Source organism: Streptomyces sp. NPDC001536 (assembly GCF_042894505.1).
GTDB lineage: Bacteria > Actinomycetota > Actinomycetes > Streptomycetales > Streptomycetaceae > Streptomyces.
The window spans coordinates 300,820-317,748 of record NZ_JBIAVQ010000001.1; the positions used below are offsets into that span (position 1 = coordinate 300,820).

The window sequence follows — 16,929 nt, forward strand, 5'->3', positions numbered from 1 at the left end:
AGGCTCCCTGTCGGTGGTGCGGTCGGTCATTGCCGCGATCGGTCGATACCGCGGCGGGTCGCTACGACGCTCGACCGGCACGGCGGCCAGTCGGCACCGCCAGTCGATCGATACGGTGATCGTTCGGCACGGCGGCTGGTCGGCACTTCGGCCGATCAGCACCGCCAATCAGCCGGCACCGCCTGCCAGTTGGCGCCGCCGGCCCGTCGGCGCCGCCCGTCGGTCAGTACTTGCGGGTCGGGAGGGCGTCCTTCGCCTGGTCCTGCATGAAGTCGCTCTCCTTGGTCTTGATCCAGCGCTCGACCGAGCCGCCTTCGTGGACCGTCTTGACGACCTCCATCAGCTGGGGGCCGAGCAGCGGGTTGCACTCGACGATGGCGTTGATCTTGCCCTCGGACATCGCGACGAAGCCGTCCTTCACGCCGTCGACCGAGACGATGAGGATGTCCTTGCCGGGCTTCTTGCCTGCCGCCTCGATGGACTGGATGGCACCGATGGCCATGTCGTCGTTGTGGGCGTAGAGGACGTTGATGTCCGGGTTGGACTGCAGGAAGGCCGCCATGACCTGCTTGCCGCCGGCGCGGGTGAAGTCACCGGTCTGCGTGACGACGATCTTCCAGTCGTCGGCGTGGTCGGCGTCCATGACCTCCTTGAAGCCCTTGGCGCGCTCGATGGCGGGGGCGGCACCGGTGGTGCCCTCCAGCTGGGCGATCTTCACATCACCCTTGAGGCCGGCCTTCTCGATGACCTTCTCGAGGATCTTGGCGGCGCGACGGCCCTCGTCGGTGAAGTCGGAGCCGACCAGGGTGACGTACAGCGAGTCGTCGGAGGTCTCGACGGAGCGGTCGGTGAGGACCACGGGGATCTTCGCGGCCTTGGCCTCCTTGAGCACCGCGTCCCAGCCGGTGACGACCACCGGGGAGAAGGCGATGACGTCCACCTTCTGCTGGATGTAGCTGCGGATCGCGGAGATCTGGTTCTCCTGCTTCTGCTGGGCGTCGGAGAACTGGAGCTTGTAACCCGCCTCCTTGGCCGCGGACTTGACCGAGTCGCTGTTGGCGGTGCGCCAGCCGCTCTCGGAGCCGACCTGGGAGAAGCCGAGGGTGATCGTCTTGCTGCCGCTGCCGGAGGTGCTGGTGGAGCTGTCGTCCTCCTTGGCGCAGGCGGCCAGGGTGCCCGCCGCCGCGACGCCGATCGCCGCGGTGAGGAAGTTCCGTCGGTTGAGCATGTTCTTCTCCTTTGAAGAGCCGGTCCGGGGAGGACCGCTGTTACTCGCGGGGACCGACCACACTGCGTCCAGCCTGTCGATCATTATTCGAAATATCGGTCACACTGGTGTGCGAATGTGGCCGATCGGTGCCTGGAGCGGTGTCAGTCGGGAGCGGTGCTGGCCCGGACGACGAGTTGGGGTTCGATGGCGACTCCGGGCGCCCCGGAGGGGGCCCGACCCTCGATGAGGTCCAGCAGCAGGGCGATGCTGTGTTTGCCCACCGTCGCGAAGTCCTGCCGGACGGTGGTGAGCGGTGGAGCGAAGAACTCCGATTCCGGGATGTCGTCGAAGCCGACCACCGCGACGTCCTGGGGCGTGCGCAGGCCCGCTTCACGCAGTGCCCGCAACGCCCCCAGCGCCATCTGGTCGTTGGCGACGAAGACGGCGGTCAGTCCGCGGCCCACCCAGCCGGCCAGTTCCTGGCCCGCACGGTAGCCCGAGAGCGGACTCCAGTCCCCCCGCAGCGGCGTCGGCGGCTCGATGCCCGCCGCTTCGAGGGTCGCCCGCCAGCCGGTCTCCCGGTCGGCGGCCTCCTGCCAGTCCCCGGGCCCGGCGAGATGCCAGACCGTACGGTGACCGGCGGCCAGCAGATGGCCGGTGGCCAGCCGTGCGCCCAGCTGCTGGTCCACGTTGACGCTGGGGATCTCGGCGCCGGAGCCGGTCCCCACGGCCACCACCGGGAAGGGATGGCGCAGTTCGGCCAGGGCCTCGACCGCGGAGCGCTGTGGAGCGAGGGCGATGACCCCCTCCACCCCGCCCTCGCTGAGATGGTCCAGGGCCTCCGACAGGGTCTCCACCGCCAGCCTGCGCAGACTGACCGTCGAGACGGTGTAACCGGCGGCGCGCGCCGCGTCCTCCAGCGCGAACAGGGTGCTGGCCGGCCCGTAGAGCGTGGTGTTGGAGGCGACCACTCCCAGGGTCCGGGTGCGGCGGGTGACCAGGGCCCGGGCGGAGGAGTTGCGGCGGTAGCCCATCTCCTCGATCGCCCGCAGCACCCTGGCCCGGGTCTCGTCCCGGACGTTGGGGTGATCCCCCAGGACGCGGGACACGGTCTGGTGGGACACACCGGCCAGGCGTGCCACATCGGCCATGGTGGGCGGCCGAAGCTGTAAGTGGTCCACGGTCGCACCTCCTGGCTCTCAGCGATCGATTGAATGCGGTGCACATTGTGAGCGCTAACAATTCACGGCGGTCAAGAGGGCTGCATCAGGGAGGGTGTCACGGTTGAATAACGCCACAGGCAGGGAGACTTGAGACCGTGGGCGAATGTGGGCGTCTCCAAAACCGTTACGCCGTTCGACCAACCGACCCATTGACACCCCGACCGCGTCGTCCTTACGGTCGGGCCAGCATTTCGAACGTGAGCCGAAATTTCGAACAAGCTGGAAAGTCTAGGGAGTAGCTGACGTGCGCATCACGGGAATCAGCACGCACGTGGTCGGGACGCCATGGCGCAACCTGACCTACGTCCAGGTGCACACCGACGAGGGACTCACCGGAGTCGGCGAGACCCGCATGCTGGGCCACACCGACGCACTGCTCGGCTATCTGCACGAGGCAGAGGCCAACCACATTCTCGGGTCCGACCCGTTCGCTGTCGAGGACCTCGTCAAGCGGATGAAGTACGGCGACTACGGGCGGGCCGGCGAGATCGTGATGTCCGGCATCGCCGTCATCGAGATGGCCTGCTGGGACATCAAGGGCAAGGCCCTCGGCGTTCCGGTCTGGCAGCTGCTCGGCGGCAAGGTCACCGACAAGGTCAAGGCGTACGCGAACGGCTGGTACACCACGGAGCGCACCCCGGAGGCCTACCACAAGGCCGCCCAGGGGGTCATGGAGCGCGGGTACAAGGCGCTCAAGATCGACCCCTTCGGCACCGGGCACTTCGAGCTCGACCACGAGCAGAGCATGTACGCCGTCTCCCTGATCGAGGCCGTCCGGGACGCGATCGGCCCCGACGCCGAGCTGATGCTGGAGATGCACGGCCGGTTCTCCCCCGCCACCGCCGTACGCCTGGCCCGGGACCTCGCCCCCTTCAAGCCCGCGTGGCTGGAGGAGCCGGTGCCGCCGGAGAACCTGAAGGCGCTGGAGAAGGTCGCCGCCAAGGTCGACATGCCGGTCGCCACCGGTGAGCGCATCCACGACCGCATCGAGTTCCGCGAGCTCTTCGAGAGCCAGGCCGTGGACATCATCCAGCCCGACGTCGGCCACATCGGCGGCATCTGGGAGACCCGGAAGCTGGCCGCGACCGCCGAGACCCACTACATGCTGGTGGCGCCCCACAACGTGGGCGGCCCGGTGCTGACCGCCGCCTCGCTCCAGGTCGGCTTCACCTCGCCGAACTTCAAGATCCTGGAGCACTTCAACGACTTCGCCGACGCCGACATCAAGAAGGTCGTCAAGGGCGCCCCGCAGGTCGTGGACGGCTACTTCCACCTCTCCGACGCCCCCGGCCTCGGCGTCGAGCTGGACGTGGACGCGGCCGCCGAGTTCCCGCAGCAGCAGGCCCGCTTCGACCTGTGGGCCGACGGCTGGGAGCAGCGCAAGCCGAAGGGCACACAGCAGTGAGCACGGCTGTCGTCATCGGGGCGCCCGGCGAGCACGAGCTCGTCGAGCACACCCCGCGTGAGCCCGGCGCCGGCGAGGCCCTGGTCCGCGTCCACGCGGTCGGCATCTGCGGCAGCGACCGCGAGGTGTACCAGGGCAACCGGCCCGAGGGGTACGTCCGTTACCCGCTCACCCCGGGCCACGAGTGGTCCGGCACGGTCGAGGCGGTCGGCACCGGGGTGCCGTCGGGTCTCGTCGGCCGCAAGGTCGTCGGCGAGGGCTTTCGCAACTGCCAGGTCTGCGACCGCTGCCACGAGGGCGAGACCACGCTGTGCTCGGCCGGCTACGAGGAGACCGGGTTCACCCAGCCCGGCGCCATGGCCACCACGCTCACCCTGCCGGCCCGTCTCCTGCACGTCCTCCCGGACGACGCCGACCTGACGGCGGCGGCGCTCCTGGAGCCCGCGGCGTGCATCGCGGCCGCCGCCCTCAAGGCGAACGCGCGGCCCGGTGAGCGGGTCGCCGTGGTGGGCACCGGGACGCTCGGGATGTTCGCCGTGCAGTTCCTGAAGGCGGGCTCGCCCTCGGAGCTGCTGGTGGTGGGCACCCGCCCGGACCGTGCGGAGCTGTCGAAGAGGTTCGGCGCCACCGACTTCCGCACCCGGGACCAGGAGCTGCCCGACGACTTCGACGTCGTCATCGAGACCGCCGGGTCGGCGTCCGCCGCGAACACCGCCGCCTCGCTGCTCAGGCGCGGTGGCCGGCTCGTCCTCACCGGGATCCCGGCACCGGGCGCCGACGGTCTCGACCCCACCGACCTCGTCGTACGGCAGCTGGAGGTGCACACCGTGTTCGGGGCGCCGCCGGACGCCTGGGCGCACACGGTGCGGGTCTTCGGGGCCGGGCTGCTCGATCCGCTGCCGCTCGTCACGCACGAGCTGCCGCTGGATGAGTTTCCGCAGGCCATCGAGTTGGTGGGGTCCGGCGACCCGAAGGTCGGAAAGGTCCTCCTACGGCCATGACACCCCCCTGAGCCGTACGCCGGTACGGGGTACCTGACGACTTCGTACCGGCGTACGCCCAAGGCCTTCTCCATCCAGAGCCGCGACCCTCGTCCGAAATATCGAACCTGAAGGACAGCTTGTGACCGAGACCACCGCCAGCGCGGCCCGACGACCCGGTGAGCAGGCGCTCGCTGCGCTCGGCCTGAACGCGCCCGCGCCCGATCCCGCCGACGCCTCGCCGCACTCCTTCCCCGGCGGCGGCCGCTGGCGCACCGAAGTGCCCTCGGTGGAGGGCCCCGAGGCCCTCTCCGTGGTCCTCAAGGAGTCCTCGCGGCTCGACGTTCCGGTGCACCGGGTCAGCCAGGGCAGCGGCGTGTGGATGCTCACCGACGCCGAGATCACCGAGATGGTGGAGGCGACCGCCGAGCGCGACATCGAGCTCTGCCTGTTCACCGGTCCCCGCGGCACCTGGGACATCGGCGGCTCGACACGGACCGACTCCAAGGGCGGCGGGCTGCGCGCCCGCGGGCACGACGCGGTCGCCGGCTGCATCGAAGACGCCGTCCGGGCAACGGAGTTGGGCGTCAAGTGCCTGCTCGTCGCCGACGAGGGCGTGCTGTGGGCGCTGCACCGGGCGCGGGTCGCCGGGATCATTCCGGCCGACACGACGCTGAAGGTGTCGGCACTGATCGGACCGGTCAACCCGGCCGCGTACGCCGTCTACGAGAACCTCGGCGGCGACTCGATCAACGTGCCCAGCGATCTGACGCTGGATCACCTCACCGAGATCCGCCGGGTGTCGGGCGCTCCCATGGACATGTACATCGAGGCCCCCGACGATCTCGGCGGCTACGTGCGGATGTACGAGGTCGCCGAGCTGATCCGGCGCGGCGCACCGCTCTATCTGAAGTTCGGCCTGTCGAAGGCCCCCGGGATCTACCCGTACGGGCATCACATGCGCGAGCTCACGCTGTCCACCGCCAAGGAAAGAGTGCGGCGCGGACGGCTCGCCCTGGACCTGCTCGCACGGCACGGAGCGGACGGCGACATGGCGCCGCTCGGCTCGCGGCTGCCGGGCGCACTGAAGCGGTTCGAAACGCCTGCATAACGTTCCGGACAACGCCTTCACAAAAGTCGACGCAGTCACACAGACTCCGACACAACTTCGCCAGACCCCTCGCCCCGAACATCAAGGAAGATGATCATGATCAACCGCAGAGCCGCACTCTCCGCCATAGCCACCTCGGCCGTCCTCACCCTCACCCTCTCGGCCTGCGGCCAGAACAGCGATGGCGGCAGCGAGGAGGAGGCGGGCAGCGCCAAGGGCGGCACCATCGGCATCTCGATGCCCACCAAGTCCTCCGAGCGCTGGATCGCCGACGGCAAGAACGTCGTCGCGGACCTGGAGGCCAAGGGCTACAAGACGAGCCTGGTCTACGGCGAGGACGACCCGGAGAACCAGGTCTCGCAGATCGAGAACCTGATCACCAAGGGCGTGAAGGCGCTCATCGTCGCGGCGATCGACAACAAGTCCCTCAACGGCGTGCTCCAGCAGGCCAAGGACGCGAACATCCCGGTCATCGCCTACGACCGCCTCATCCTCGGCTCGCCGAACGTCGACTACTACGCGTCGTTCGACAACACCAAGGTCGGCGAGCTCCAGGCCAACTACATCGTCGAGAAGCTCGGTCTGAAGGAGGGCAAGGGCCCCTTCAACATCGAGCTGTTCGCCGGCTCCAACGACGACAACAACACCAAGTACTTCTTCGGCGGCGCGATGAGCGTCCTGAAGCCGTACATCGACGACAAGAAGCTGGTCGTCCAGTCCGGCCAGACGGGCCTCACCCAGGTCACCACGCTGCGCTGGGACGGTGCCACGGCGCAGAAGCGCATGGACGACATCCTCACCAAGTCGTACTCCAGCAAGAAGGTCGACGCGGTGCTCTCGCCGTACGACGGCATCTCCATCGGCATCCTGTCGGCGCTGAAGTCCGACGGCTACGGCACCAAGGCCAAGCCGCTGCCCGTCCTCACCGGCCAGGACGCCGAGCTCGCCTCGGTGAAGTCGATCATCGCGGGCCAGCAGACGCAGACCGTCTACAAGGACACCCGTGAGCTCGCCAAGGTCGCCGGCAGCATGGTCGACGCGGTCCTCAACGGCAAGAAGCCGGAGACCAACGACACCAAGACCTACGACAACGGCTCCAAGGTCGTCCCCGCCTACCTGCTGAAGCCGGTGAGCGTCGACAAGACCAACTACAAGTCGGTTCTGATCGACGGCGGCTACTACACCGAGGCCGACCTCAAGTAATCCGCCTCGGCCGTAAAGAAACAGAGATTGGAAGGCACGACCATGGCGGGACCCGTCCTGGAAATGCGCTCGATCGTCAAGACCTTTCCCGGTGTCAAAGCGCTCTCGGACGTCACACTGACCGTCCGGCAGGGCGAGGTCCACGCCATCTGCGGTGAGAACGGCGCCGGCAAGTCCACCTTGATGAAGGTGCTCTCCGGCGTCCATCCGCACGGCACGTACGAGGGCGAGATCCTCTTCGAGGGCGAGCGCTGCGAGTTCAAGGACATCCGCGCGAGCGAGCATCACGGCATCGTGATCATCCACCAGGAGCTCGCGCTGGTGCCCTACCTCTCCCTCGCGGAGAACATCTTCCTCGGCAACGAGCACGCCAAGGGCGGGCTCATCGACTGGCGCGAGACCCTGCGGCACGCCAGTGAGCTGCTGCGCCGGGTCGGTCTGAGCGACCACCCGGAGACCCGTGTCGCCGACATCGGCGTGGGCAAGCAGCAGCTCGTGGAGATCGCCAAGGCGCTCTCGAAGAAGGTGAAGCTGCTCATCCTCGACGAGCCGACCGCGGCGCTCAACGACGAGGACAGCGGCAAACTCCTGGATCTCATCCTGGAGCTGAAGAACCAGGGCATCACCTCGATCATCATCTCCCACAAGCTCAACGAGATCCGCAAGGTCGCCGACTCGGTGACGATCCTGCGCGACGGGCAGACGATCGAGACGCTCGACGTGAAGGCCGAGGGAACCTCCGAGGACCGGATCATCTCCGGCATGGTGGGCCGCGACCTCGACCACCGCTTCCCCGAACGCACCGCGTACGAGGGCGAGTCGGGGGCGGCTCCGGCCCTGGAGATCCGCGACTGGACCGTGCACCACCCGATCGACCAGACGCGCAAGGTGGTCGACGATGTGTCGATCAACGTCAAGCGCGGGGAGATCGTCGGCATCGCGGGTCTGATGGGTGCCGGGCGCACCGAACTCGCGATGAGCGTCTTCGGCCGCACCTACGGCCGGTACGCGGGCGGCACGGTCCTCAAGGACGGCAAGGAGATCCGTACCAAGAGCGTCTCCGAGGCGGTCGGACACGGCATCGCGTACGTCACCGAGGACCGCAAGCACTACGGCCTCAACCTCATCGACACCATCAACCGCAACATCTCGCTCAGCGCGCTGAACAAGGTGACCAAGCGGGGGATCGTCGACGAGCACAAGGAGCGTCAGGTCGCCGAGGGCTTCCGCAAGTCCATGAACATCAAGGCACCGACGGTCTTCGAGCCGGTGGGCAAGCTGTCCGGCGGCAACCAGCAGAAGGTCGTCCTCAGCAAGTGGATCTTCGCGGGTCCCGATGTGCTGATCCTGGACGAACCGACCCGAGGCATCGACGTGGGTGCCAAGTTCGAGATCTACACCGTCATCGACCAGCTGGCCGCCCAGGGCAAGGCGGTCGTCTTCATCTCCTCCGAGCTGCCGGAGCTGCTCGGTATGTGCGACCGCATCTACACGATGGCCGCCGGACGGCTGACCGGAGAGTTCTCCCGGGAAGAGGCCTCGCAGGAATCGCTGATGCGCCAGATGACCAAGGACAAAGAGGTAACCCGATGAGCACCGACGTGACCAAGAGCCCGGCGGTGGTCCCGCCCGGCAAGAGCGGGGGACCGTCCTCCGGCGGCGGGTTGCTGCAACTGATGCTGGACGGCCTGCGCCGCAACATGCGCCAGTACGGCATGCTGATCGCCCTCGGCCTGATCGTGGCCCTCTTCGCCGTGTGGACCGACGGCGTCCTGATCGAGCCGCGCAACGTCTCCAACCTGGTCCTCCAGAACGCCTACGTCCTGATCCTCGCGATCGGCATGATGCTGGTCATCATCTCGGGCCATATCGACCTGTCGGTCGGCTCGTTGACGGCGTTCGTGGGCGCGTTCGCGGCCATCCTGACCGTGCAGCACGACGTGGCGTGGCCGGTCGCCGTGGCACTGTGCCTGGTGTGCGGCGCGATCGCGGGCGGCATCCAAGGGTTCTTCATCGCGTATCTCGGCATACCGTCGTTCATCGTCACCCTCGCCGGCATGCTGATCTTCCGCGGCTTCACCGAGATCCTGCTGGACGGCCAGACCCTCAGCCCGTTCCCCACGGGCCTGGAGAAGATGGGCAACGGCTTCCTGCCGGAGGCCGGCCCGGAGACCAACTACCACAACATCACCCTGCTGCTCGGCCTGGCCCTGATCGTCTTCGTGGTCCTCCAGGAGATCCGGGACCGCAGGCGCCAGCAGGAGTTCTCGCTGGAGGTGCTCCCGCGGAACATCTTCCTGCTGAAGCTCGTCTCGATCGTCGCCGCGGTCCTCGTCGTCACGCTGCTGCTCGCCAGCTACAAGGGCGCGCCGATCATCCTGCTGATCCTCGGCGGGCTGCTCGTCTGCTACGGCTACGTCATGCGCAACGCCGTCTTCGGCCGTCACATCTACGCGATCGGCGGCAACCTGCCGGCCGCGAAGCTGTCCGGCGTGAAGGACAAGAAGGTCGTCTTCCTCGTCTTCCTGAACATGGGCGCCCTCGCCGCCCTCGCGGGTCTGGCGATCGCCGCGCGACTGAACGCGGCCTCCCCGAAGGCGGGTCTGAACTACGAACTCGAGGCCATCGCCTCGGCGTTCATCGGTGGCGCGTCCATGAGCGGCGGTGTCGGCACCGTCCTCGGCGCGATCATCGGCGGTCTCGTCCTCGGCGTCCTGAACAACGGCATGAACCTCCTCAGTGTCGGCTCCGACTGGCAGCAGGTCATCAAGGGCCTCGCCCTGCTGGCCGCCGTCGGCTTCGACGTCTGGAACAAGCGCAAGTCCGGTTCGTAGAACGGATCGACCGGATCGGTTCGGGCCCCGCCGGGAGGCGGGGCCCTTCCCACAGGAGGCATCGGTGAAGACGCTCTTCGGCAGGCTCGCCGACGGGACGGAGATCCACCGCTGGTCGCTGGAGAACGGCGGCACCCGTATGAAGGTCCTGTCCTACGGCGGGATCGTGCAGTCCCTGGAGATCCCCGACCGGGACGGCCGGTACGCCGATGTCTCGCTGGGCTTCGACCGCATCGAGGAGTACGTCGACTCCAGCCCGTACTTCGGTGCGTTGATCGGCCGGTACGGGAACCGCATCGGCAAGGGCGCGTTCACGCTGGACGGCGAGACACACCGACTCTCCGTGGACGACGGGGAGAACAGCCTGCACGGGGGCGCCGAGGGCTTCGACCGGCGGGTGTGGGAGGTGGAGCCGTTCACCGAGGGGCCGGACGTCGGCCTGCGTCTGTCGTACACCTCCGTCGACGGCGAACAGGGCTACCCGGGCACGCTCCGGGCGAAGGTGACGTACACCCTCACCGCGCGAGGCGACTGGCGTATCGACTACGAGGCCACCACCGACAAGGCGACGGTCGTCAACCTGACCAGCCACGTCTACTGGAACCTCGCCGGCGCGGGCAGCGGCACCATCGAGGACCACGAGCTCCAGCTCGCCGCCTCCCACTACACGCCCACCGACGCGGGCCTGATCCCGACCGGCGAACTGGCCCCGGTCGAGGGCACCCCCTTCGACTTCCGCGAGTCCAAGCCGATCGGCCGGGACCTGCGCACCGGGCACCCGCAGCTGCTCGCCGCCAAGGGCTACGACCACAACTGGGCGCTGGACAAGGGCGTCACGGCCGAGCCGGAGCACATCGCCACCCTCCACGACCCGTCCTCCGGCCGCACCCTGAGGATCGCCACCAGCGAGCCGGGCGTGCAGTTCTACTCGGGCAACTTCCTCGACGGCACGCTGGTCGGACCGGGCGGTCGCAGCTACCGTCAGGGCGACGCGCTGTGCCTGGAGACACAGCACTATCCTGACTCCCCGAACCACCCGTCGTTCCCGTCGACCGTGCTGCGGCCGGGCGAGACGTACCGGACGACGACGATTCACTCGTTCCCCGCGTGACGCCGCGTCACCTGTGAAACTTCTTCACAGGTGCCACACAAGTTCTCACCGGTTTCTCAGCCCTTGAACAGTGCCACCCCAGCCTCCGTATGTATGGGCGGCCCGTGCTCCCCCGCGCGGGCCACCTAAAGACGACGGTCCCGGTCGTCCCCACCGGGTCCGCCCCATACGGAGGTTCCATGGCCGAGAACGTCACCTCGCTGTTCCGAGCCACCGCGGCACACAGCCCGTCCATGGCGGCGCTGACGCGGGCGGCCGGCGACGGGGCGGGCCCGATCGACTTCTGTATCCCGGTCAATCCGTACTTCCCCACACCGGGGATGTGGGACGAGATGTCCAGCCGCCTCCGCGACATCATCACGTACTACCCGAGCAGCGCCGACACCATCACCTCCGAGCTGTGCAATCTGCTCCAACTCCCGCCGCAGGCCGTGGCGATGGGCAACGGCTCGACCGAACTCATCACCTGGATCGACCACCTGCTGGTCCGTGAGTCCCTCGCCATCCCCGTCCCCACCTTCGGCCGCTGGACCGACCAGCCGATGGAGACCGGCAAGCGCGTCGACATGTTCCCGCTCCAGGAGTCCAGCGGCTTCGCCCTGGACCTCGCGCAGTACGCCGAGTTCATCCGGGCCCGGGGAACCCGGGCGGCCGTCATCTGCAACCCGAACAACCCCGACGGCGGCTTCCTGCACAAGCACGCGATCGTGCAGTTCATGGACGCGATGGCGGACCTGGACCTCGTCGTCATCGACGAGTCGTTCCTGGAGTTCGCGGACGCGGAGGCCGAGCCGTCCGTGGTCCAGGAGGCGATGCTGCGCCCCAACGTCATCGTCCTGCGCTCGCTCGGCAAGAACTTCGGCCTGCACGGCATACGTTTCGGCTACATGGTCGCCAACCCGGCGCTCGCCGGCCGGGTCCGCTCGATGCTGCCGAAGTGGAACCTCAACGCCTTCGCCGAGTACGTGGTGTTCATGCTCAAGGAGCACGGCGCCGAGTACGCGCAGAGCCTCCAGCAGGTGTACCGGGACCGGCTGGACATGTCGAGCCAGCTCTCCGCGCTGCCCGGCCTCACCGTCTACCCCTCCCAGGGCAACTTCCTCTTCGTGCGCCTGCCCGTGGGCGCCGAAGGCACCGTGGTCCGGGACCGACTGCTCACCGAGCACCGGATCCTGGTCCGCGAGTGCGGCAACAAGATCGGCTCGTCCAGCCGCTTCCTGAGACTCGTGGTGCGCCCCCAGGTGGACGTGCGTCGCCTGGTGTCCGGCCTGGAACAGGTGCTCTACGGGACCAGGAGGGGAGCCGCCGTGCCCGAGCTGGCTACCGGGACCAGTTACAGCTCGGGCACGGCGGCCGTGGATCGGCTGGTCGGCTCCACGAACGGTGCGGGTGCGCCGCTTGCTCCGCAGCCGCAGCCGCAGCCGCAGGTTCAGCCGATGCCGGTTGCGGCGCCGATGCCGGCTGCCGCCGCTTCCTACGACCAGTCGAACGGGTACGGCACGCCGATGCCCACGCCCACGCCGATGCCCACGCCGATGCCCGCGCCCATGCCGGCCGCCGCGCAGATGCCGGTCGCACCGGCGGCCGCGGCTGCGGCTCCGTCGCCGTTCGCGGCGCCCCAGGGGCCCACCCCGCCCGGGGTTCCCGCACGGGGTGGGCTCACTGCGGCGCAAGTGCGGGGGACGAACGGGCTTACGCCCGCCCCCGCGTCGGGGTGGCCCAACGCCCAGAGTTGGCCCAACGCCGCGGGGATGGGGCAGACCGGCTGAGTCTCGCCCGCGGGTGCGTGGGGGCCGGTCGCGCCCCGCGGCGGAGCCGCAAATCGATACAGCCCCGCGCCCCTTTCGGGGCGCGCCATGGCTAGACCGGGTTGAGGCGCCACTGTTGGCAGGTGTTGTTCAGCCACGTCCATTGGCGTACGTCTGCCGCATCCGCCGTCGAGCAATTCGCCACGTCCGCCACCTTCCCCGTGGCCTGGTTGACGATTCTCACCCAGCTGTTGTCCGTGACGACGAAGCGGAAGCGCTGGCAGGTGTTGTTGAGCCAGGTCCACTGGCGTAGGTCGGCACCGTCCGCGCTCGAACAGTCGGCCGTGTCCAGGACCTTGCCCGTGGCCACGTTCACGAGGCGGCTGGTGTCGTCGCCCTGGTCCTCGATGCGCCACTTCTGGTTGTTGCCGCCGTTGCAGGTGTACTGCTGGACATTGGCGCCGTCGGCCGTCGAACTGCCCGCCACATCAAGGCACTTGCCGCTGTTGCGGTTCGTGATGGTGTACGTCGTCGAGGTGGCCGAGGGTTCGCCCGACGGGCCCGTCAGGCTGGACCCCAGGGCGACCGGGGTGCCGAGGTTCGGGGTGCCGTCGGAGTTCCACGTGAACTTCTGGGCCCGGGTCGTACGGCCGTTGTCGCAGCCCTCCGAGGCCGAGTCGTTGGCGTGGTAGACGATCCAGTTCTCGGTGCCGTCGGGTGAGGTGAAGAAGCCGTTGTGGCCCGGGCCGTAGACGCCCGCCGAGTCGTTGCGCTGGAAGACGGCCGTGGACTTCTTGGTCCAGGAGGAGGCCGCGAGGGGATCCGATCCCGTGAGGGTCAGCTGGCCCAGTTTGTAGTCCGGTGTCCAGCAGCCGCTCGCCGAGTAGATCAGGAAGGTCCGGCCGTTGCGCTGGAGGATCTCCGGGCCTTCGTTGACCGTGCCGCCCGAGGTCTCCCAGGAGTACGTCGGCGTCGAGATCGTGGAGAAGCCGGTGGCGAGGGTGTACGGGTTGGACATCCGCGCCGCCACCAGGTTCTGCGTACCGCCGCTCGCGCTGCCGAACAGATACAGCTGCCCGTTGATCGTCGCGACCGTCGGGTCGAGCATCCAGGCGGAGTTGAGCTGGTTCCGGTACGTGTACGGGCCCGTCGGGTCCGTACCCGCGCTCTCCAGGACATGGGTGCGCTGGGTGGCGTTGTAGTCGGAGATGTTCTGCCCGGCGACGTAGTACAGGTACCACTTGCCGTTGAGGAAGTGCAGCTCCGGCGCCCAGATGTTGCAGCAGCGCGACGCGTTGTCACCCGTCCACACCTGGTAGTTGGGGGCGGTGGCGAGGCCGGCGAGGGTGGTCGACTTCCGCATGGTGATGACGTTCGTCCAACTCGTCGTCACCATGTAGTAGTTGCCGTTGTAGTACGAGATCCAGGGGTCGGCGCCCTTCTGCGTCTTGATCGGGTTGGCGAACGAGGCCGCGCTCGCCGAGGACTGTCCCAGCGACAGGGCGAGGACCAGTGCGGCCAGCAGGGTCAGTAGGCGACGGGCCATCCGCTGCTCCAGTTCAGAAGGTTGATGCCGAGTTTGGGGGTGCCGTTGTCGTTGCCGTCGTAGTAGTGGTAGACGATCAGGTCGCCGTCGGAGTCGCTCATGATCGACTGTCCGCCGGGCCCGATGTACCGCCCGTGCGACTCCAGGACCGGCGTCCCTCCGTTGTTCATCATGGAGACGCCGTTCCGGTCGTAGTACGGCCCGGTGACGCTGGTGGCGCGGCCGACCTTGACCTTGTAGGTGGAGCTGGTGCCGGCGCAGCAGGTGTCGTACGAGGCGAAGAGGTAGTAGTAGCCGTTGCGCTTGACGATGTACGGCGCCTCGACGGCCTTGGTCCCGGTGGGGCGGGACGCGATGGAGTACCGGGTGGTGTTGGAGGAGAGCTGCTTCCCGGTCGCCGGATCGATCTGGATCATCTTCAGCCCGGTCCACCAACTGCCGAACGACAGCCACCACTTGCCGTCGCCGTCGACGAAGAGATGGGGGTCGATGGCGTTGTAGTCACTCGACGTGGTGGAGGTGTAGACCGTGCCGTAGTCGGTCCAGGAGCCGGGCAGTCCGGTGGCCGAACCGGCCAGCCCGATGGCCGACTTGTTGGATCCGAAGGTCGAGACGGCGTAGTACATCAGGTACTTGCCGCCGTGGTACGAGATGTCGGGCGCCCATGCCTCCGTCGCGTACGACGACCACCATCCCGGCTTGGCCGTGAAGGCGTCGCCGCCGGCCGAGAAGGCGATCCGGTCGGTGGAGGTCTTGTAGCCGAGTCCGCCGCCGGTGCCGTAGAGCAGGTAGCGGCCCGCCGAGGTACGGATCATCGTCGGGTCGTGGACGACGGTGGCGCCGGTGACCGTCCCGGGGTTGGGGTACGCGGAGGCGCTGCTGGGGACCAGGGCCAGGAGTAAGGCTGCGGGGACAGCGAGGAGGGTGGTTCGGACGCGCGAGGTGCGGCTCACACGGACCTCCTTGACGGAAGGGGGGGGGATCGTCCGAAATCCCGGACGACGATCGTCAATTCGGACGGACCGTAGAATCGAATCACTTGCGCGTCAATGGCCCTGACATTCACAGGAGTCCGCAAGCGAGGAGATCTTGTACGGAGATCAGCAGTCGGGCACGACTCCGACATGAACGAGGCCGTCTGCTTCTACTTCACACGTTCGCGCCCCCGGTTCCGAGGTCGGAGCGGGGGCGCGTCGGTGCTGCATGACCGTCAGTGATCGTTCTCCAGATGCAGCTTCAGCAGATCCACGCCGTAGTCCCCGCCGTTGGGGGTGCGGACGATGGTGTGGATGTGCTCCTGGGACGGGCCGGTCGAGGAGGACCCCTTGTAGAAGAGCGGGGCCTGGGCGTCGTACTCGATGAGGACGACCGGACTGTGCACCCGGTAGTAGAAGGCGGAGTCGTCCTCCGTCTCCCCCATCCAGAAGAAGTACGTGTCGTCCAGATGCTCCTCCACCTCGGACATCTTGACCTCGGCGTGCCCGTCGTTGATGTATCCGACGTACACGCGGACCAGGTCCAGCAGCCTCTTCCGCTGCGCGGCGGTGAGGTCGGAGCCGGGCACGCCCTCGTAGGCGAGCTTGAGGTTGTCCTGGCCCGCGCCGGCCTTCATGTCCTCGTTGCCGTTCGACTGCGAGGAGACGGCCTTCTTGAGCTGCGCCGCGGTGAGGGAGCGGATCATGGTGAGACCGACCGTGGTCTCCGGCTTGAAGAGGGTGATCTTCTCGCCCTTGTACGTACCCGTGGTGGGCTCCGAGCCCATGAAGGTGGGTGTCATCACGACCTGGTCGCCCAGGACGAAGTAGTTGATGGCGACGTGATGGCCCTCGTACTGGAAGCCCCACGGCTTCGTGGTCGACGGGGTGCCCATGAAGGTGAAGAAGTAGTGGCCCTCGGTGAGCGTCTTCTGGTTGCCGCCGTTGGAGTCGCCCAGGAAGGCGTTGAGCTTCATGATGCCGCGGGTCTGGGTCAGGCCGTCGGCGGAGAGTGCCGTGCCGAGGAGCGCGTAGCCGAGATTGCGCTGCTTCTCGGTCAAGTCGCCCATGCGCACGCCCTTGCGGTCGTAGCCGTCGACATTGCTCCACGCCGTCCATTCATCGGCGTCGATGTCGAAAACACAGGACGTGCGCTCCTTCGCGGAGAGCCCGTCCAGGAACGCCTGCGCCGCCTTGACCAGCGCGTCCGTGGAGACGTCCGTGGAGTGGATCGAGTACAGGTCCTCGACGACCTCGCCGTCGGTGGTGACTCCGACGACGTCCGCGTACTTGACCTGGGAGGCGCCGGGGCCCATGCCACCGCCGCCCCCTCCGCCGGGTCCGCCGGAGGGCATGCCGCTGGGGGCACCGGAGGAACTGGAGCTCGCGGTGTCGGAGGAACTCGTGGAACATCCGGTCATGGTCGCCATCGCGGCGACCCCACCGGCAAGCAGCGCCTTGTTCATGAACCAACGGCGACTGCGTTCGGTTTCGGGAGTGCGGGGTCGGTGTCCGTGCATGAGCCCAAACTCAGCCACCGACCTGAAGCGCCGATGGGCGAACCCTGTGGGTTTCCCGTGGGTG

Annotated in this window: 13 protein-coding genes; 8 read left to right on the forward strand and 5 right to left on the reverse strand. The window is 67.8% G+C overall.

Translation table 11 applies throughout. The features are described 5' to 3' along the window. Window positions 1-223: 223 nt before the first annotated feature. Window positions 224-1,228 (reverse strand): ABC transporter substrate-binding protein, encoded by a 1,005-nt coding sequence (locus tag ACFY0U_RS01455; RefSeq protein ID WP_388628494.1) that lies wholly within the window; start codon window positions 1,226-1,228, stop codon window positions 224-226. 143 nt (window positions 1,229-1,371) lie between these two features. Then, window positions 1,372-2,391 carry a LacI family DNA-binding transcriptional regulator gene (locus ACFY0U_RS01460; protein WP_388628496.1) on the reverse strand — a complete coding sequence of 340 codons (1,020 nt, stop codon included), beginning with the start codon at window positions 2,389-2,391 and terminating at the stop codon, window positions 1,372-1,374. Between the two features lie 286 nt (window positions 2,392-2,677). Here ACFY0U_RS01460 and ACFY0U_RS01465 point away from each other — a divergent pair, with 286 nt between their 5' ends. The 8 genes from ACFY0U_RS01465 to ACFY0U_RS01500 all read left to right on the forward strand — a co-directional run bounded on the left by ACFY0U_RS01465 (window position 2,678) and on the right by ACFY0U_RS01500 (window position 12,846). Further along, a complete protein-coding gene (locus tag ACFY0U_RS01465; protein ID WP_388628499.1) occupies window positions 2,678-3,838 on the forward strand; it encodes a mandelate racemase/muconate lactonizing enzyme family protein in 1,161 nt (386 codons plus the stop codon). Continuing rightward, window positions 3,835-4,839 (forward strand): zinc-binding dehydrogenase, encoded by a 1,005-nt coding sequence (locus ACFY0U_RS01470; protein WP_388628502.1) that lies wholly within the window; start codon window positions 3,835-3,837, stop codon window positions 4,837-4,839. Before ACFY0U_RS01465 ends, ACFY0U_RS01470 begins: the two co-directional genes overlap by 4 nt. A 121-nt stretch (window positions 4,840-4,960) precedes the next feature. Beyond that, the gene (locus ACFY0U_RS01475) at window positions 4,961-5,929 is read left to right on the forward strand and encodes a hypothetical protein (protein ID WP_388628505.1); all 969 of its coding nucleotides are present in this window, start codon (window positions 4,961-4,963) and stop codon (window positions 5,927-5,929) included. A 96-nt stretch (window positions 5,930-6,025) separates the two neighbouring features. Continuing rightward, window positions 6,026-7,132 carry a multiple monosaccharide ABC transporter substrate-binding protein gene (chvE, locus tag ACFY0U_RS01480; protein WP_388628508.1) on the forward strand — a complete coding sequence of 369 codons (1,107 nt, stop codon included), beginning with the start codon at window positions 6,026-6,028 and terminating at the stop codon, window positions 7,130-7,132. Window positions 7,133-7,174: 42 nt separating this feature from the next. Continuing rightward, window positions 7,175-8,725, forward strand: a complete 1,551-nt coding sequence (mmsA, locus tag ACFY0U_RS01485) for a multiple monosaccharide ABC transporter ATP-binding protein (protein WP_388628511.1) — start codon at window positions 7,175-7,177, stop codon at window positions 8,723-8,725. After that, complete coding sequence (gene mmsB, locus ACFY0U_RS01490; protein ID WP_388628514.1) at window positions 8,722-9,966, forward strand: multiple monosaccharide ABC transporter permease; 1,245 nt, start codon at window positions 8,722-8,724, stop codon at window positions 9,964-9,966. Before mmsA ends, mmsB begins: the two co-directional genes overlap by 4 nt. A 64-nt stretch (window positions 9,967-10,030) precedes the next feature. Further along, on the forward strand, window positions 10,031-11,077 hold the full coding sequence (locus ACFY0U_RS01495; protein ID WP_388628517.1) for an aldose epimerase family protein: 1,047 nt from the start codon (window positions 10,031-10,033) through the stop codon (window positions 11,075-11,077). A 179-nt stretch (window positions 11,078-11,256) separates the two neighbouring features. Further along, complete coding sequence (locus ACFY0U_RS01500; protein WP_388628520.1) at window positions 11,257-12,846, forward strand: pyridoxal phosphate-dependent aminotransferase; 1,590 nt, start codon at window positions 11,257-11,259, stop codon at window positions 12,844-12,846. 91 nt (window positions 12,847-12,937) lie between these two features. Here ACFY0U_RS01500 and ACFY0U_RS01505 read toward each other — a convergent pair whose 3' ends face one another. The 3 genes from ACFY0U_RS01505 to ACFY0U_RS01515 form a co-directional block, all read right to left on the reverse strand. Continuing rightward, on the reverse strand, window positions 12,938-14,371 hold the full coding sequence (locus ACFY0U_RS01505; protein ID WP_388628523.1) for a family 43 glycosylhydrolase: 1,434 nt from the start codon (window positions 14,369-14,371) through the stop codon (window positions 12,938-12,940). After that, a complete protein-coding gene (locus ACFY0U_RS01510; protein WP_388628526.1) occupies window positions 14,353-15,324 on the reverse strand; it encodes an arabinan endo-1,5-alpha-L-arabinosidase in 972 nt (323 codons plus the stop codon). The genes ACFY0U_RS01505 and ACFY0U_RS01510 overlap by 19 nt, the downstream gene beginning before the upstream one ends. Window positions 15,325-15,581: 257 nt before the next feature. After that, entirely contained in the window at window positions 15,582-16,811 is a 1,230-nt protein-coding gene (locus ACFY0U_RS01515; protein ID WP_388628529.1) for a DUF3500 domain-containing protein, read from the reverse strand. Window positions 16,812-16,929 lie beyond the last annotated feature (118 nt).